Annotated in this window: 16 protein-coding genes; 9 read left to right on the plus strand and 7 right to left on the minus strand. The window is 64.6% G+C overall.

Annotated features, from left to right (window positions below; translation table 11 throughout):
• The first annotated feature begins 53 nt into the window (after positions 1-53).
• The 8 genes from AC5RWO_RS06545 (at position 54) to AC5RWO_RS06580 (ending at position 7448) form a co-directional block, all read left to right on the plus strand.
• Entirely contained in the window at positions 54-893 is an 840-nt protein-coding gene (locus AC5RWO_RS06545) for an alpha/beta fold hydrolase (RefSeq protein WP_498730307.1), read from the plus strand.
• Between the two features lie 91 nt (positions 894-984).
• Positions 985-1365: a hypothetical protein gene (locus tag AC5RWO_RS06550; protein ID WP_498730309.1), complete on the plus strand. Its 381-nt coding sequence runs from the start codon at positions 985-987 to the stop codon at positions 1363-1365.
• A gap of 231 nt (positions 1366-1596) precedes the next feature.
• Positions 1597-1914: a hypothetical protein gene (locus AC5RWO_RS06555; RefSeq protein ID WP_498730311.1), complete on the plus strand. Its 318-nt coding sequence runs from the start codon at positions 1597-1599 to the stop codon at positions 1912-1914.
• Between the two features lie 18 nt (positions 1915-1932).
• Positions 1933-3411: a DUF1538 domain-containing protein gene (locus tag AC5RWO_RS06560; protein WP_498730313.1), complete on the plus strand. Its 1479-nt coding sequence runs from the start codon at positions 1933-1935 to the stop codon at positions 3409-3411.
• Positions 3408-3758, plus strand: coding sequence for a P-II family nitrogen regulator (locus AC5RWO_RS06565; protein WP_074699439.1), 351 nt, complete (start codon positions 3408-3410; stop codon positions 3756-3758). Before AC5RWO_RS06560 ends, AC5RWO_RS06565 begins: the two co-directional genes overlap by 4 nt.
• Before the next feature lie 33 nt (positions 3759-3791).
• Positions 3792-4181 carry a CBS domain-containing protein gene (locus tag AC5RWO_RS06570; protein ID WP_498730315.1) on the plus strand — a complete coding sequence of 130 codons (390 nt, stop codon included), beginning with the start codon at positions 3792-3794 and terminating at the stop codon, positions 4179-4181.
• A gap of 23 nt (positions 4182-4204) precedes the next feature.
• Entirely contained in the window at positions 4205-7030 is a 2826-nt protein-coding gene (locus AC5RWO_RS06575; protein ID WP_498730317.1) for a PEP/pyruvate-binding domain-containing protein, read from the plus strand.
• Between the two features lie 160 nt (positions 7031-7190).
• A complete protein-coding gene (locus AC5RWO_RS06580) occupies positions 7191-7448 on the plus strand; it encodes a hypothetical protein (protein ID WP_498730319.1) in 258 nt (85 codons plus the stop codon).
• 100 nt (positions 7449-7548) lie between these two features.
• On the opposite strand, the gene AC5RWO_RS06585 is transcribed toward AC5RWO_RS06580, so the two are convergent.
• Complete coding sequence (locus AC5RWO_RS06585) at positions 7549-8295, minus strand: response regulator transcription factor (protein WP_498730320.1); 747 nt, start codon at positions 8293-8295, stop codon at positions 7549-7551.
• A 101-nt stretch (positions 8296-8396) separates the two neighbouring features.
• On the opposite strand from AC5RWO_RS06585, the gene AC5RWO_RS06590 reads away from it, so the two are divergent.
• Positions 8397-9974 carry a sensor histidine kinase gene (locus tag AC5RWO_RS06590; RefSeq protein WP_498730322.1) on the plus strand — a complete coding sequence of 526 codons (1578 nt, stop codon included), beginning with the start codon at positions 8397-8399 and terminating at the stop codon, positions 9972-9974.
• 28 nt (positions 9975-10002) lie between these two features.
• On the opposite strand, the gene AC5RWO_RS06595 is transcribed toward AC5RWO_RS06590, so the two are convergent.
• The 6 genes from AC5RWO_RS06595 to AC5RWO_RS06620 are packed head-to-tail and all read right to left on the minus strand — an operon-like array spanning position 10003 to position 16751.
• A complete protein-coding gene (locus AC5RWO_RS06595; RefSeq protein ID WP_498730324.1) occupies positions 10003-11163 on the minus strand; it encodes an iron-containing alcohol dehydrogenase in 1161 nt (386 codons plus the stop codon).
• A 40-nt stretch (positions 11164-11203) separates the two neighbouring features.
• Positions 11204-12271 (minus strand): zinc-dependent alcohol dehydrogenase, encoded by a 1068-nt coding sequence (locus tag AC5RWO_RS06600; protein ID WP_498730326.1) that lies wholly within the window; start codon positions 12269-12271, stop codon positions 11204-11206.
• Entirely contained in the window at positions 12261-13229 is a 969-nt protein-coding gene (locus AC5RWO_RS06605; protein WP_498730328.1) for a sugar ABC transporter substrate-binding protein, read from the minus strand. The genes AC5RWO_RS06600 and AC5RWO_RS06605 overlap by 11 nt, the downstream gene beginning before the upstream one ends.
• A 33-nt stretch (positions 13230-13262) precedes the next feature.
• The gene (locus AC5RWO_RS06610; protein ID WP_498730330.1) at positions 13263-14213 is read right to left on the minus strand and encodes a sugar ABC transporter substrate-binding protein; all 951 of its coding nucleotides are present in this window, start codon (positions 14211-14213) and stop codon (positions 13263-13265) included.
• Between the two features lies 1 nt (position 14214).
• Entirely contained in the window at positions 14215-15249 is a 1035-nt protein-coding gene (locus tag AC5RWO_RS06615; RefSeq protein ID WP_498730332.1) for an ABC transporter permease, read from the minus strand.
• Entirely contained in the window at positions 15246-16751 is a 1506-nt protein-coding gene (locus AC5RWO_RS06620) for a sugar ABC transporter ATP-binding protein (protein ID WP_498730334.1), read from the minus strand. Before AC5RWO_RS06620 ends, AC5RWO_RS06615 begins: the two co-directional genes overlap by 4 nt.
• Between the last annotated feature and the right edge of the window lie 55 nt (positions 16752-16806).

Below are 16806 nucleotides of genomic sequence, written 5' to 3' on the forward strand. Positions count from 1 at the left end.
GGTGGCAGTGCGGGGGAACCCCCGAGTTGCCATCTGTCGAAGGGACGTCTGCCATGGGTTACATCAAGGTTGGAACCGAGAACAGCACCAAAATCGAATTGCACTACGAGGACCATGGCGCCGGCCAACCCGTTGTCCTCATCCACGGCTACCCGCTGGACGGCTCGTCCTGGGAGAAGCAGACGGCCGCGCTGCTGACGGCCGGCTACCGCGTCATCACCTACGACCGCCGTGGCTTCGGCCAGTCCAGCAAGCCGACCACCGGCTACGACTACGACACCTTCGCCGCGGACCTGAACACGGTACTGGGGACCCTGGACCTAACCGACGTGGTGCTGGTGGGTTTCTCCATGGGCACCGGCGAAGTGGGCCGCTACCTGGGCACGTACGGCTCCAAGCGGGTCAGCAAGGCCGCGTTCCTCGGGTCGCTCGAGCCGTTCCTGCTGCAGACCGAGGACAATCCCACCGGCGTCCCGCAGGAGGTGTTCGACGGGCTGGGCCAGGCGGTGACGGCGGATAGGTATGCGTTCTTCACCGAGTTCTTCAAGAACTTCTACAACTCCGACACGTTCCTGGGCACCGAGCGCCTGAGCCAGGAGCACGTTAACGCCAGCTGGAACATCGCCGCCCGCTCCGGCGCCGTCGCCTCGGTGGCCGCCCAGCCGACGTGGCTGACCGACTTCCGCGCGGACATCCCCAAGATCGATGTGCCCGCGCTGATCGTGCATGGCACGGCGGACAACATCCTGCCCATCGACGCTACCGGACGCGAGTTCGCCAAGGCGTTGCCCAGCGCCGAGTTCGTCGAAATCGAGGGCGCGCCGCACGGCCTGCTCTGGACGCACGCGGCCGAGGTCAACGAGGCCCTGCTGCGCTTCCTCGGCAAGGGCTGACACCCCGCAGGAGATGGCACCCGGCAGGAGATGGAACCGGAAGCGCGGGAGGGCCTGTCGCCGTCGTAATTTGTGTGCTTACACTGCTCGCATGAGCATTCAGGGTGAGTATTTCGCGGCAGCAGAAACCCCCAACAACGACGGCGGCGCCCCGCCTCCCGTTTTCGTCTACCGTGGCGCCGAGGGTTTGCTGGCGGCGCAGTTGGCCGAGGCGCTGGATAACCACGAGCTGCTCGAGGGCAACTGGGAGCTGGTGCACACGTACATGCCGCCGGCGGAGCGGAAAGGTGCCCCGGCGGAGGGCAAGGGCGCCGCGGCCGCGGAGACGGACGCCGGGGACGCAGGCCACGGCGGGGTGCTGGACGAGTTGGCGGCGGACGCATCCGTGCGGTTCAGCCCGGGCGAGCGGCAGCAAGTAGGGCGCTGGAGCATCGTACAGTTGGCGGATTTCGGTTTCTTGCACAAAACTTGAGCTTTCCTTGAGCGTCAGCGAGGGGTGCTGCCCCGATCATGTAAGGAGCCGGAAAGGACCCCACTCCTAACCGGCAACCATTGATCGGGACCGTTCGCTCGATCTGTGGCTGTTGGGGGATCTGTCCCGGGCGGTCAGCCACCTGGTGGCCCGGGACATCAACTATTGCGCCGCTCCCCCGCGGGGTCTAGCGTGATGCGCATCAGCATCCACCGCTAACAAGGAACAGCCATGGCCGGGTTTGTGCAGATCATCGAGTTCAAGACCTCGCGCATCGAGGAGATTGAAAAACTAGGGACGCCGTCGAGGTCGGAAGGAAGCACGCCTGCCTCCTTCCGCGGGGTAAAGGTCACCGCGGACCGGGACCGGCCCGGCAACTACTACACCATTGTGGAGTTCGACTCGTATGAGTCGGCCATGGAAAATTCGGCCCGTCCGGAGACTTCCGAATTCGCCGCGAAGTTCGCCGCCCTGTGCGACGGGCCGCCCGTCTTCCGCAACCTGGACGTGCTGTGGGCGGACACCGGGCAGGACGCGCAGGCTACGTAGGCAAGTCCCCCAAACGAGATGGAACACCTCACCGGCTTCGCCCGCGAATTCCTGAAGGCGATGAGGAACCTCCTGCCTATTGTGGTGGTGGTCGCGGTGTTCCAGCTGGTGGTCTTCCGCGGGCTGCCCGAGGATCCCCTGCAGCTGGTGGTTGGGCTGCTGATTGTGGGCGTGGGCATCGCGATGTTCCTGCAGGGCCTGGACCTCAGTGTCTTTCCGGTGGGCAAGAACATCGCCAACCAGTTCACCCGCCGGGGTGCGCTGGGACCGCTGCTGGCCTTCGGCTTCGCCATCGGGTTTGCCGCCGCCGTCGCCGAACCCGCGCTGATCGCCGTCGCGGAACAAGCTGAGATTGTCAGCGATGGCAGGATCAACGGGCTGACGCTGCGCGTGGTCGTCGCGGTGTCCGTGGGTTTCGTCCTGGTCCTGGGGTTGCTGCGCATCCTGCGCGGCTGGCCGGTGCACCGGCTGCTGATCGGCGGCTATGCGCTGGCCCTGGCGATCACCTTCATCGCGCCGCAGGAGGTTGTCGGCCTCGCCTACGATTCCGGCGGCGTCACCACCAACATCGTGACCGTACCGATGATCGCCGCCATCGGCTTGGGTCTGGCCAACTCGATCAGGGGGCGCAGCGTGCTCGCAGACGGCTTCGGCCTGGTGGCACTGTGTGTGATGGTGCCGATTATCGGCGTGCAGCTGTACGGGGTCTGGGTCTACACTTTCGGCAATACCGGAGCCGTTGCCGCCGCGCCCGGGGCAGGGGCCGGCCATTGGGCGGCGGACTTCGCCCTCGGGCTGGCCGAGACGGTGCGCGATGTGCTGCCGATCGTGCTGGTGGTCCTGTTCTTCCACTACCTGGTGCTCAAGCACAAGATCGCCCACCCGGTGCGGGTCCTGGTGGGCTTCGTCATGGTCCTGGTAGGTCTGTATGCCTTCGTCGTCGGACTCAAAATCGGGCTCTTCCCCATCGGCACGCAGATGGCCGAGCAACTGATCGCACGCGACGTGCCCGTACTCATCCTGCTCTTCGCCCTGCTGATCGGCTTCGCCACCACCATGGCCGAACCGGCGCTGGTGGCGATCGGCAGCCAGGCCCAGGACGCCTCGCGCGGCAGGCTCAACGGCTTCATCATCCGAGTCGTGGTCGCCGTCGGGGTGGCGGCCGGCATCACGCTGGGCGTCTACCGCATCCTTGTCGGCGGGCCGTTCCACTACTACGTTATGGTGTCCTACGGCGTCGTCGTTGTCCTGGTTTTCCTGGCGCCCAAATACATTGTCGCCCTCGCCTTCGACCTCGGCGGAGTCACGACGTCGGAAGTCACCGTCCCGCTCGTGACCGCCCTGGGCATCGGGCTGGCAACCGCGCTGGAGGGCCGCGATGCGCTGATGGACGGCTTCGGGCTGATCGCCTTCGCCTCCATTTTTCCGATCATCTCCGTCCTGCTCTACGCCATGCTCCTGGAAAGAATTCCCACCCTGCGGAAGGAAACGTCATGAAATTCACCGCCGTCGTCGTGATCGCCCCGGACCATCTCGAGGACCGGGTCATCGAACATGCCCAGCGTGCCGGCGCCACGGGTGTGACCATCCTGCCGGGCAAAGGCATCGGCGGCGAGTCCAAGCGGACGTTTTTCGGGCTGACGTTCGAGGGATCGCAGTCCGTGCTGCTGATGGTAGTGGGCTCGCACCTGTCCACGTCGATCCTGAAGGAACTGCACACCATCCTGGTCAACGACGGCAACTCCCGCGGCCTCGCCTTCAGCATTCCCATCGAGCACCTGACCGGGATCGACCTGCGCCAAGTGGCCAAATTCGAGGAGCACATGCGCCATGAAGACACCTGATATTAGAGGACCCGAGATCACAGGAGGAACCACATGCTGACCGTCAAGGACGTCATGGTGCGCAACATCGTCACCATCTCCCCTTTCAGCACCCTGCGCGAGGCACTGTCGGTGATGAAAACCCGCCGGGTAAAAAGCCTGGTGGTAGACCGCCAGCACCCGCATGATTCCTGGGGGCTGCTGACCTACAGCGAACTGCTGCGTACCGTGGTCGCCGAGGAGGGAGATGTGGACCTGCTCAACGTGTACGACGCCGCGTCGAAACCGGTGATCACCGTGGGCGAGGACCTCTCCGTGCACCAGGCCGCGGCGCTGATGAGCCGCTACCACCTCAACCGGATGGTGGTGGTGGAGGGCAACAAGCTGATCGGCCTGCTGGCCATGAACGACATCCTCGCCCGGCTGATGGACGACCTGATTTAGATGACCTGATTCAAAGGAGCCCGATGATGAACAGCGCGGCACGGCACCTGCTGGACCGGCCCGGAACCGTCCTCCCGCTGGCGAAGCTCGACGGCGGGATGCTCGCCTGGGTGGGCGGCAAGGCGGCGAACCTCGGCGTGCTCATCAACGCAGGCCTGCCGGTGCCGGACGGATTCTGTATTACGACGACGGCGTACCAGCGGGTCGCGGCGGAAGCCGGCCTGGATGCGATCCTGGCTGAGCTGGAGGCGGGAGCGGGCAGGTCCGGCGCCACTGCCGATGAAGGTGCCCGTGCGGGTATTGGTGCCGGCGGGAACCGGGACACTTCCGCCGAAGGCGCCGCCGCGCTGGCCGGGCTGGCGGAACGTGCGCGCGCCGTATTGGAGGCTGCGCCCATGCCGGAGGACATCGCCGACGCCGTCCGCGCTGCCTACACGGAGCTCGCGAACAACGACGGCGACGGGCGGCTGGCGGTGGCGGTGCGCTCCTCCGCCACCGCCGAAGACCTGCCGGAGGCCAGTTTCGCCGGCCAGCAGGACACCTACCTCAATGTGGCCGGCGAGGACGCGCTGCTGGATGCGGTCCGCCGGTGCTGGGCCTCGCTCTGGACGGAACGGGCCGTTGCCTACCGCAGCGATAGCGGCATCGACCAGCGTTCGGTGAGCATCGCCGTCGTTGTCCAGACGATGGTGGACGCCGAGGTTTCCGGCGTGCTGTTCACGGCCAACCCGCTCACCGGGCGGCGCCATGAGGCAGTGATCGATGCTGCATCCGGGCTGGGCGAGGCGGTGGTCAGCGGGGCCGTAAATCCGGACCAGTTCGTGGTGGACACCGCCAGCGGACGGATCCTCGAGCAGACGCTGGGCGGCAGCCCCGCCGGCAGCGGCGAGGCATGTTTAGCCGACGAACAAGTCCGCGCGCTGGCCGCACTCGGGACCCGCGCGGAGGAACACTTTGGCGAACCGCAGGATCTGGAGTGGGCCATCGGGCCTGACGGTGCAATCCAACTGGTGCAGTCGCGCCCCATCACCACCCTGTACCCGCTGCCCGCGCCGGCGGACACCACCGACGCGAGCGGCAGCGGCGGCAGCGCTGACGGCAGCCAAAATAGCGACGGCGGCACCCGCGCCTACCTGTGCGCGAGCCTGCTGCAGGGACTCACCCGGCCGCTGACGCCGATGGGGCTGTCCGCGTTCCAGGTGCTTGCCGACGCCTACCGGCCGGCCAGCGGGAGTTACGGCGCGCCGGTCCCCTTCAGCTACAGCCAGGCCGGGCTGCGGCTCTTCGTCGATGTGACGCCGGTGCTGCGCAGCAAGACCGGACGGCGCATCATCCCCGCCGCCATGAGGGCCGCCGATGCCCGCTCGGTCGGGGCGCTGCGGTACCTGATGGAGGATCCACGGTTCCCCATCATCAGCAGGCCAAAACTGGGCGCGCTCAAGGGGTCGCTGCGAGGATCGCTGAAAGGCTCGCTCAAATCCATGCCGCAACTGGCGATGATCCCCCAGGTACTCAACGGCCTGCTCCGGCCGGCCGCGGCGCTGGAACGCAGCAGGCGGGCCGAGCAGGAATTCCACCGGATGCTGGTGCTGCCCGAGCCGGCCACGCCCGCCCGGCGGCTGGACTTCGTCGAACGCATGCTCGGCGGGATGATCACGCCGGGCCTGCTCAAGCAGCTGCCGCCGCCGGCCGCCGGCTACATCTGGCTGGGCATCGTGCGCTGGCTGCTGGGTCCGCTGGTGCAGCCCGGTGACCTGCAGGCGGTCCTGCGCGGACTGCCCGACAACGTGACCACGCAGATGGACCTGGAGCTGTGGCACGCCGCCACCATCATCCGCGACGACGCCGAGGCAGCCCGCGCCCTCACTGACGTGGATCCGCAGGAGCTCGCCCGGCGCTATGCCCAAGGCTCGCTTCCCGCGACCGCCCAGCACGAGCTGGCCGCGTTCCTGGAGAAGTACGGCCACCGTGCGGTGGCGGAGATCGATATCGGCATCCCGCGTTGGTCCGAGGAGCCAGCCCACATCATCAACGTGCTCGCCAACTACCTGCGCCTGAGCGATCCGGACCAGGCACCGGACCGGCAGTTCGCCCGCGCCGCCGCAACCGCCGAAGCCAAGGCCGCCGAGCTGGCCCAGCGCGCGCGGGCCAGAGGCCGGCTCCGCGGCAGGCTCGTGGCCTACGGCCTGCGCCGGGTCAGGGCCACCGCGGGCCGGCGCGAGTACCCGAAGTTCGGCCTCATCGTGGCCCTCGCCGCACTCCGCGCCCAGCTCCGGCAGGTCGGAACGGTCCTCGCCGATGAGGGCCGGATCGCCAGCCCCGGCGACATCTTCTTCCTGGACCTCGCCGAAGCCCGCGTGGGCCTGCGCGGCGCGGACCTGCACGAACTCGCCGCCGAACGCCGCCGCACCTACAACCGCGAGCTGCGCCGCCGCCGTATCCCCCGGCTCCTGCTCTCCGACGGCACGGACGTCGAGGCCGCCATGGGCCGCGCTGCCGCAACAACGACGGCGGGAGCGCAACTTCGGCCCGGAACCCTCAGCGGAGCGCCAGCCTCGGCCGGCACGGTGACAGGCAAGGCCCGCGTCATCCTGGACCCGGCCGGTGCCCACCTGGAGCCCGGCGAAATCCTCGTCGCCCCGTCCACCGATCCCGGCTGGACGCCGCTGTTCCTGACCGCCGGCGCCCTCGTCATGGAGATGGGCGGGCCCATTTCGCACGGCGCCGTCGTCGCACGCGAGTACGGCATCCCCGCCGTCGTCGGCGTCCCCGATGCCACCACCCGCATCGCCACCGGAGACACCATCACGGTCGACGGCGCAGCGGGCACCATCAGCGTCAAGACCTGATTTCCCGCGCCTCCTCAATCCCTGCCATCGACTGAGCAGCAGATGCCCTTTTCATGCCCGGGAAGGGCATCTGCTGCCCAGTGGGTGGCGACGTCGGAGGCACAGCCCGTTCACAGGTTCGCCATAGCACCCGCTTATGCCCTGGTTCCACCGTTAACACATGACAAGCAAACATCGGCAGCCCGACGCACGGGCCATGGCCACGACGAGCGGGACCAGCACGACCAGCAGGACCACGGAATCCCCGGGGACCACGGGCTCACCCGGAGCGGGGAACCGCTGGCATTTCTGGTCATCATCGTGGTTCACGTGGACCATTTTGGCCCTAGGCCTGATCGCCTGCGGCATCTATTTCTGGGTGACGAAAATCCAGCCGGTCATTCCGGAGCTCCTCGCATTCATCACCCAACCGCTGTAGCCATCAGTCATGCCGGTCTGAACCCCCCCTTTGGACCGGCAGCCCTGCCGGTCCGGTGCGCATCGCCGGACCGGCCGAATTGCTTCCCTCAGTCCAGTTCTCAAACAGCGGGCTTGAGGACGTAACCTACGCCGCGGACCGTGTGGATCATCGGCGAGCGGCCGGCGTCGATCTTCTTGCGCAGGTAGGAAATGTACAGCTCCACAATGTTGTTCTGGCCGCCGAAATCGTAGTTCCACACGTGGTCCAGAATCTGGCTCTTGCTGACCACCGTGCGCACGTTGTCCATCAGGTAATGCAGCAGATCGAACTCCGTCGCCGTGAGCTGGATGTCCGTCCCGGCGCGGGTGACCTCGCGGGTATCGAGGTTCAGGACCAGGTCCCCCGCCACCAGCTCCGCCGCCGCCGCTGCCGCCACACCGGAGCGCTGGACCAGCCGGTGCAGGCGCAGCATGAGTTCCTCCATGCTGAACGGCTTGGTCACGTAGTCGTCCCCGCCCGCGGCCAGGCCGGTGATCCGGTCCGCCACGGCATCCTTGGCGGTCAGGAACAGGGCCGGCACGTTGGGCGAAAAAGCCCGGATCTTCACCAGCGCCTCCACGCCATCGAACCCGGGCATCATCACGTCCAGCACCAGCACATCCGGGCGGACATCGCGGGCAACCTTCACGGCCGACGGGCCGTCGTGGGCAACGTGCACGGCCCAGCCGGCCATCCGCAGTCCCATCCGCACCAGATCCGAAAGCTGCGGCTCGTCGTCGACCACCAGCGCCCGGACCGGGCTGCCGTCCGGGTGTCTCAGTTTGGGCAGCCCGCTGACCAGTTCGGTGGGATCCTGTGCGGCCATGATTACTCCCCTGGTATCAAGTTGCGCGGATACTGAGACAACAATAACCACTACAGTTACTACATCCCATCAGTGCGGCGATCAGATTGAAAGAGAAGCCCATGCAGAGCGACAAGCGGCCTTCCCGCCCGCCGTCTGTGCCTGCGTCCGGCCACCGGCACAGCGGCGGCTGGCGCCCGTTCCGGAACTGGCAGCTGCGCACAAGACTGGTCCTGATCACGCTGGCGCTGCTTGCTGCGATCTGCCTCGCCGTCGGCCTCTCCGCGCACGCCGCGATGACCTCGTTCCTGACCGGACAGCTGGACGAGCAACTGGCGCAGGCCTCCGCCCGGGCCAACCGGTCGCAGGAAGAGTTCCGCCAGGACTCGGACGATGAAGACCATCATGATGAAGACGAAGAGAACGACGACGGCGCCCAGGATTCGGCGAATCTTGCGGATGCGCTGGCTGGCCCAGGCACCCGGGCGGGAACGCTGAATGCCCGCATCGGTGACCGCGGTGTCCGGGGCGCCGGCATCTTCACCCCTGACGGCGAGAGGCAGGACCTGACCGAGGCGGATGAACAGATCCTCGACGACCTGGCCCTGGACGTTCCGCCGGTTGACCGCGCGCTCTCGGTGGGCGACTACCGGCTGGTGGCGACGTACAACCCGGACCGCGAGTACACCATCGTTACCGGCCTGCCGCTAATCGCCAAGGAGGAAACCCTCGCCTCCCTGACCCGGACCATGACGGTGGTCTCCGCGGCAGGTCTGGCCGCGGCGGCGCTGCTGGGCACGCTGATTATCCGCCGGACGCTGCGCCCGCTGGAGGAACTCTCCGGCGTGGCCACCCGCGTCTCCCGGCTGCCGCTAGGTGAAGGGGAAGTCGCCATGGCCGAACGCGTGCCCGCCGGGATCGCGGTCCCGGCCACCGAAGTTGGACGGCTGGGCCACGCCTTCAACCTGATGCTGGACAACGTTGCCGGCGCGTTCAGCGCCCGCCATCGAAGCGAGACCAAGCTGCGCCAGTTTGTCGCCGACGCCAGTCACGAGCTGCGCACTCCGTTGACCGCCATCCGCGGCTACTCCGAAATGATCCGGCTGACCGAGAACCTCAGCGAAGAAGGCCGCTCCTCCATCTCGCGGGTGGAGTCCGAGTCCAAACGCATGACGGCACTCGTGGAGGACCTGCTGCTGCTGGCGCGGATGGAGGAAGGACACCGGGCGGAACAGCACGACGTCGACCTGACCCAGCTGGTGGTCGAGTCCGTCAGCGACATCCGCGCCGCCGCGCCCGAACACCGCTGGGTCCTGCAGCTGCCCGACGACCCCGTGACAGTGCGGGCCAACCCCGGCCAGCTGCGCCAGGTCCTCATCAACCTGCTGACCAACGCGCACAAACATACCGGTCCCGGAACCACCGTGGTCACCTCGCTGGCGGCCGAGCCCGGCGCCGCCGTCCTGACCGTGGCCGACGACGGCCCCGGCATCCCCTCGGACTTCATCGACAAGATCTTCTCCCGCTTCACCCGGGCAGACACCGCCCGCTCTGACCGCAGCGGCACCCACGGCCTGGGCCTGTCCATCGTGGATGCCATCGTGAAGTCCCACGGCGGCCGCATCGACGTCAGCAGCAGCGAAGGGAAGACGGAGTTCACCGTCCGCCTTCCGGACGCCGGCGCCCAGCCCGCGGGGTAACGGTCAAGACCAAGCTTCCGTATCGTTCTCAGCTGTAAATCTGGGCGTACAAATCCTCGATCTCGTTTGCTGTGGGGACGACGGGATTGTTTCCCGGCGACCCGGAAGCGAGCGCCTGCTGTGCCATCAGCGGGCTCAGTTCATTCCACTTCTCTTGGTCAATGCCATAGCTCTGTGGGGTAGGAACATCCAGGTCCTTGCAGAGGACAGCAAGGGCTTCGACGAACTTGTCAGCGGCCAGTGCGTCTGAATCCCCTTGGCCGGCGGCTCCGAAGGCACGGGCGCATTCTGCGTATCTGCCGGCGGCGGCATGCACCGAAAAGGCAGTGACTGCTGGGAACAGCATGGCATTGGACAGGCCGTGGGCCACGTGGAAATGCGCCCCAATCGGCCTACTCATGCCATGCACCAAGGCCACACTGGAATTCGAAAAAGCGATGCCAGCCTGCGTTGCCGCAAACATCATGGCTTCACGCGCTTCCCGGTCATCACCGTCCGCGTACGCCTGACGGATATTCCGACCGATGGTGCCGATAGCGGTCAGAGCCAAGCCATCTGAGAAAACGTTCGCCTTCCTGCTGACATACGCCTCGACGGCGTGGGTGAGTGCATCCACCCCGGTATCTGCGGTCAGCCTCGGAGGCATCGAGACGGTCAGCTCATAGTCGACAATCGTGGCCACGGGAAGGAAAGCCAGGCCGGTGCACAACATTTTCTCGTCAGTCGCGCTGTCCGTGATGACCGTGAATTGCGTGGCTTCGGATCCGCTTCCGGCAGTTGTCGGGATGGCGATTACTGGCAGGGCAGGGCCGCCGTTGTTCCGCGGCGCCTTGTAGTCGCGCATCTCCCCGCCCTGCGCCGAGAGCAGTCCCAGGGCCTTGGCCGTATCCATCGGGCTGCCGCCGCCGAAGCCGACGAGGCAATCGGCCCGGTGGGCGGCAACCGCTTCCAGTCCTCCAATCAGCGAATCGCTGGTCGGGTCCGGAACAGTTTCGGAAAACACCTCACCCTCCAGCCCTGCATCCCTGAGGTTGGCCAGCAACCGGCCAGCTGCACCGGTGCTGGCCAAGAACTTATCCGTGACAAGCAGTGGCCTGGACAGGCCCAAACCTGCTAGAACGCTGCCGAGCTCGCCGATAGCTCCGCCGCCGATGCGCATAATGCGGGGAAGTGCAATGGAAGAAACCATCTGAAAAGTGTCCTTTCGACGTAGTGCAATTGCAACTGGTTCACGGAATTCTGACGACTACCTTCATTGTTCCCTCAGCTGCCTCATGCGCCACCCCGAACGCGTCCTTGACCCTATCCAAGGGGAGGACATGGGAGATCAAGGCGGCAACGGCGTCGTTGTTGGATTCAACCAACCGGACTGCAGCAGCAAAATCCTTCGGGGCCGCGCAGCTAGCCCCATGGATGGAAACCTCCTTCTCCGGCAGCACGCCCGGCGAAAACGGCGCGGTTCCTCCGGTCAGACCAACGACGACGACGTCCCCGCCGCGCGCGACAATGTCGACTGCCTGCGACAAGACCGAAGGAACCCCCGTGGTATCAATGACAACATCTGGCCCATAGCCTCCGCTCCACTTCCGCAGCTCCACTGGCACAGCACGCTGACTGGCGCCCAACGTCAGCTTTGCCCCGAGACGCTCTGCCATCGCTCTGCGGTCTGCTTTGAGATCGACGACGGCGGTGTCCGCACCCCAGACTGTTGCGGCCAGAGAAACAGCCTGCCCGATCGGCCCACCGCCCAGTACCGCTACCCGGGTTCCATTGGCGGATTGATCTTCACCGATGTTGACGCGGGCCAGTGCATGTACGGCCACGGAGAGCGGTTCAGTGAAGGCAGCGATTTCCGGTTCCGTATCGGCGATCGGGAACACAGCCCTTTGCTGGACGAGAAGCCGCTGGCTGATGCCTCCGTCCCGGTGGACACCGATAATTCGCATGTCGTAGCAGGCGTTTTCCCTTCCGTGGTCGCAGGCGTAACAGCTGCCGCAGGTCTCCAGCGGCCAGACCACTACGCGGTTTCCCGGAATGATCCGGTCCGGATCCACTCCGTCGCCGATCGCCACGACAATGGCCGCGAATTCGTGGCCGAGCACTCGAGGAAACCAGTCGCTCTCACCGGTCAGAGCACCTATGTCCCCGTCGAAATAATGCAGGTCCGAACCGCAGATTCCTACGGCCTCCGGACTGAGCAGGACCTGCCCAGGTCCGGGCTCTCCCGGTTCAGGCAACGCCTTCAATTCCAAGGAGCCCGGGGCGGTCAGCACCGCTCCCTGGATGTCAGAACTCACTGGCGTTGCCCTTGGTGATCGGGGTTCCCTCGATTTCAATGTGGTTGTTTTCGGGAAGGGTGCCGTCAATGAAGTAGGTGTCCATCGCGCTGACCACATCGCCGATAATGGTGGGCCAGTCCTGCAGCACAGTGGCAAGGAACGGACCACCCTTGGCGATCTCGGCAATGGCGAAATCATCGCCATTCATGCTGGCCACGGCAATACCTTCGGCACCGGCGGCCTCGGCTGCCTGGACCGCTCCGAAACCGGCAGCATCGAATCCGGCCCAAACACCAACCGGCGCTGCTTCGCCTGGATGTGACTGGAGGTAGTCCTGCACGAAGGACAGTGCTTCCTCCTGGGCAGCCCCGGGTGACTGGATCTGGTGATTGGCGGCAACATTGAAGCCGTTTTTCTCGAATAGCTCGGTAGCCACGTCGGTGCGAAGGCGGATGCCTGGATGAGAGTCCCACCCAACAATCAGAACATCCCCGCCGTCGGGATTGGCGTCGATGATCGCCTGGGCACTCGCGGTCGCGAGCTGTGTATTGTCACTGGTCACGTTGAGTGCATAGGGCTCGTACGGTTCGATACCGGCGTCGATGGCAAAGACCGGGATGTTGGCATCATTGGCAGCTGAAACTCCCAGACTGGTCTTTTCCTGCGAGGTATATCCCATGACAATGGCGTCCACGTCCCGGGAAATGGCATCCTGCATCTGGGCATTGAGCTTGTTGTAGTCATTGGCGCTATCTGAAACGGATACCTGCCAGCCCTTCTCAGTGGCCTGATCCTCGAACATGTCCACGCCAGTCTTGACGGCGGGTGTGGCATAGGAGGCGGTGAAGACGGCCACTACCGGGGCCCCGTTGCCTTCAGGTTCCGCCGACGCGTCGGCGCCTCCGCCGCAAGCGGTGACGGCCAGGAGGGTGACTGCAGCCGTAGCCGCGGCCGACAGGAATCTGTTATTGCGCATTTTGATCGTTGCCTTTCGAAAGGAGTGAGGAAGTCAGGAGTTGAAGCTGTCCAGGTTGTCCTGGTTCACGAGGATTCCCGGCATTTCTTCGTAGTTAGTGACAGGGTCAGTGCCGTTGAAATCTGCCTCCATGACTTCTGCCATGCGTCCGACGATGGCATCCCAGTCTTGGAAGACGGTAGCCACAAAAGGCCCGTCCTTGCCGATTTCCGCCACTGCCTGCTCGGTGGCATCAATGCCTGTAACGGGGATCTCCGTTCGCTTAGTAGAGTTGAGCGCCTGCACCACGCCCATTGCTGCTGCGTCCCAGCCAACCCATACGCCGTCGAGATCATCCGCATTGGCCTGTAGGAAATCTGTGGTGAAGTTTAGTGCTTCACCCTGGGATGAGGCCGGTTCTTTTACCTGCTTGATGTCTACGATTTCGGCACCGGCCTTCTCCAGATAGGAAATGGCTTCTTGAGTCCGCAGCCGGATGCCCGGATGCGGATCATGGCCAATGACCAGTACCTTGCCGGGTCCGCCCATGGCGTCCAGCAGTGCCTGAGCACTGATTTCGCCCAGCTGCACAGAGTCGCTTGTGACGTTCAGTGCAACTCCTTCCATCGGCGCTGTTCCGCCATCGATCACGTAAACGGGCACGTCCGCGTCATTGGCCGCGCGGAGGCCTACGGTGATCTGCTCAGGAGTAGGGAATCCCAGGACAATTGCGTCCACCTTGCGCAGGGACGCATCCTGCATCAGAGAGTTGACTTGGTTGAAGTCGAAGTCCGTGTCAGCAACGGTGACATTCCATCCCTTGCCTGTGCCGAGCTCTTTGAAAGCATCAATGGCGTACTTGGCTGCCGGAGTCCCATAGGAACCGGTGATGACGGCGACTTCAACGTCGTCTGATGCCCCCTCGGAGGATTCCGCATTTCCCCCGCAACCGGCAAGGATGAGTGCCAATGCCAGGCTGTTGATCAGCGCGAGTAGTTTTTTCATACTAGGAAACTCCCTTGTTGCCCAGCCGCGAAAACGCCACGGCAGCGATGATGATGATGCCGGTCAGGAACTGCTGCACGTAGGTGCTGACGCCGATGATGTTGAGCCCGTTGCTCAGGACGCCGAGAATACCTACGCCAATCAGCGTTCCGCCGATGTTCGCCGTACCTTCCTTGGAGATGGTCATGCCTAGGAATACCGCGGCGATGGCCAGCAACATGTAGGAATCACCGCTGGTCGCCGTGGCACTTGCCAGCCTGCTAGTGAGGACCACTCCAGCCAGGGCGGCACCAGCTCCGGCCACGACGAAAGCCAGGAAACGGACCCGGTTCACGTGGACCCCACTGAGCTTGGCGACTTCGGCGTTGCCGCCAACGGCGTGCCAGCGACGTCCAATGGTGGTGTTACGGAGCACAAACCACACCATGACTGCAATGGCAATGGCCACGAAGATCGGGATCGGCAGCCCGACCCAACGGCCTTGCCCGAGGGACATAAACCCCTGCGGCAGCCCGAACAGTGTGGTGCCGTCGGTGACGATAAAAGCCAACCCCGAGACGGACGTCATGGTGGCAAGGGTGGCCACGAAAGCAGAAAGTTTCAGGTAGGCAGTCAGATACCCGTTGACCGCGCCCACGAGGGCTCCCACCACCAACGCGCCAGCAATCGCGACTGCGATTCCTTGGCCGCCGATCAACAGCTGGGCGACAACGGCCCCGGAGAGCGATGCCGTCGCACCGACGGAGAGGTCAAAGTTGCCCACCACCATCACCACGGTCTGCACCGAAGCAATGATCGCCAAGATAGCCACCTGCTCCAGCACGTTGCGCAGGTTCCCGAAGGTCAGGAACACCTCCGGACGCATCATGCCAAAGACGGCCACCAGCAGGACGAAGCCGATGATTGTCCCGCCTGATTTGATGGCACCAAGCACCGGGGTATACCGGCGGGCGCCCTCCCCTGCTGCCGCGCGGGTCTGCGTAGTTGGTCCTTGCGGCGGCTTGTTCTCCACCGGTGTTTTCTGTGCAGTGTTCATGATGCTGCCCTTCCATAGCAATACGTCAGAAGCTGCTCTTCGTCGGCGCCTGCTGCCGAGACTTCACCGGAGATATGTCCTTCGTGCATCAGGACGATGCGGTCGGCCAGGCCGATCAGTTCCGGCAACTCGGAACTGACCACGATGACGGCGGCGCCTTTGGCTGCCAGCCCCCGTATCAGTCCGTAGATTTCAGACTTCGTGCCGACGTCGATGCCCCGGGTTGGTTCGTCAAGCAGCAGGACTTTGGGGTTCCGTGCCAGATATTTGGCAAGCACAACTTTTTGCTGGTTTCCCCCAGAGAGCTGGCCTACCGTTTGGTGGGGTCCGCGGCTCTTGATCTGGAGCTCCGCTATCGAATTCGATGCCAAGGATTTGATGCGGGCCCGCGTTACCAGTCCCCATTTGCTGATCGACGTCAAATTCCCAACGGCGATGTTCTCACCGATGGATTGGGACAGTACCACTCCCTGACTGCGCCGTTCTTCCGGGACGAGGGCTATGCCATGGTTCAGGGCGGCGGCCACCGACTTGTGGTTGGTTTCCTGCCCGTCGATGACTATTCGACCAGAAGTATGCCGTTGGGCGCCGGCGATAATGCGTAGCAGTTCGCTGCGGCCAGATCCGGCAAGACCTCCGATTCCGAGCACTTCGCCTTCCTTAACCGAAAGCGAAACATCTTTGACCCGCTGGCCCGTGAGGTTGTGAATTTCCACTGCCGTACCGGCACCCGGAATCCCCCGGGTGGGGAACAGGTCCTCCTGTTTCCGCCCCACCATGGTGGAGATGACCTCGCGGATGGTCGTGTCGGCCACATCCGTCGTCGTCATCACGCGCCCGTTGCGCATAATGGTTGCGCGATCGCAGAGCTCAAACACTTCTTCCAGCCGGTGGGAAACATAGACAATGGCGACGCCCTCGGCGCGGAGGTTGCGAAGCACCCGAAACAGATCCTGAATCTCATGGTCCGTCAGCGCGGCGGTCGGCTCATCGAGAATCAGGACCTTGGCTTTGACGGCGATGGCACGTGCGACCGCGACCATGGTCTGCTGGACCGGAGTGAGCCGACCGGCCATTCGCTGAACCGGGATATGGCTTTGATTGAGCCGGTCGAGCTGCTCACGGGCAATCCGGCGAAGCTCTTTCCAATCGACCAGACCGGCACGGGTTGGCATGTCGTCACCCAGCACGATGTTCTCCGCAACGGAGACGTTGGGCACGATGGACAGTTCCTGGTATAGCGCGACGACGCCTGCCTTATGGGCGCTGCTCACGCCCTTGAACGTGACCCCGTCGCCGTCTAGAAGCACCGAGCCGGAGTCGGGAGTGTAGACGCCGGTGAGGATTTTGATGAGCGTACTCTTGCCGGCCCCGTTCTCGCCGAGCAGCGCGTGGATCTCGCCCGGTCGGATCCGAAGGTCCACTTCGTTCAGCGCGAAGACGCCATCGAAGTGTTTGCTGATGTCTTTGGATTCAAGGACATACGGGGTTGTTGTACTCATAGTGTGTCCATCCGTGCCTGTGGTCCGGGGACCGGCAGACGGGGTTGGGGCAGCA

It is taken from the genome of Arthrobacter sp. B055-34, assembly GCF_059090425.1.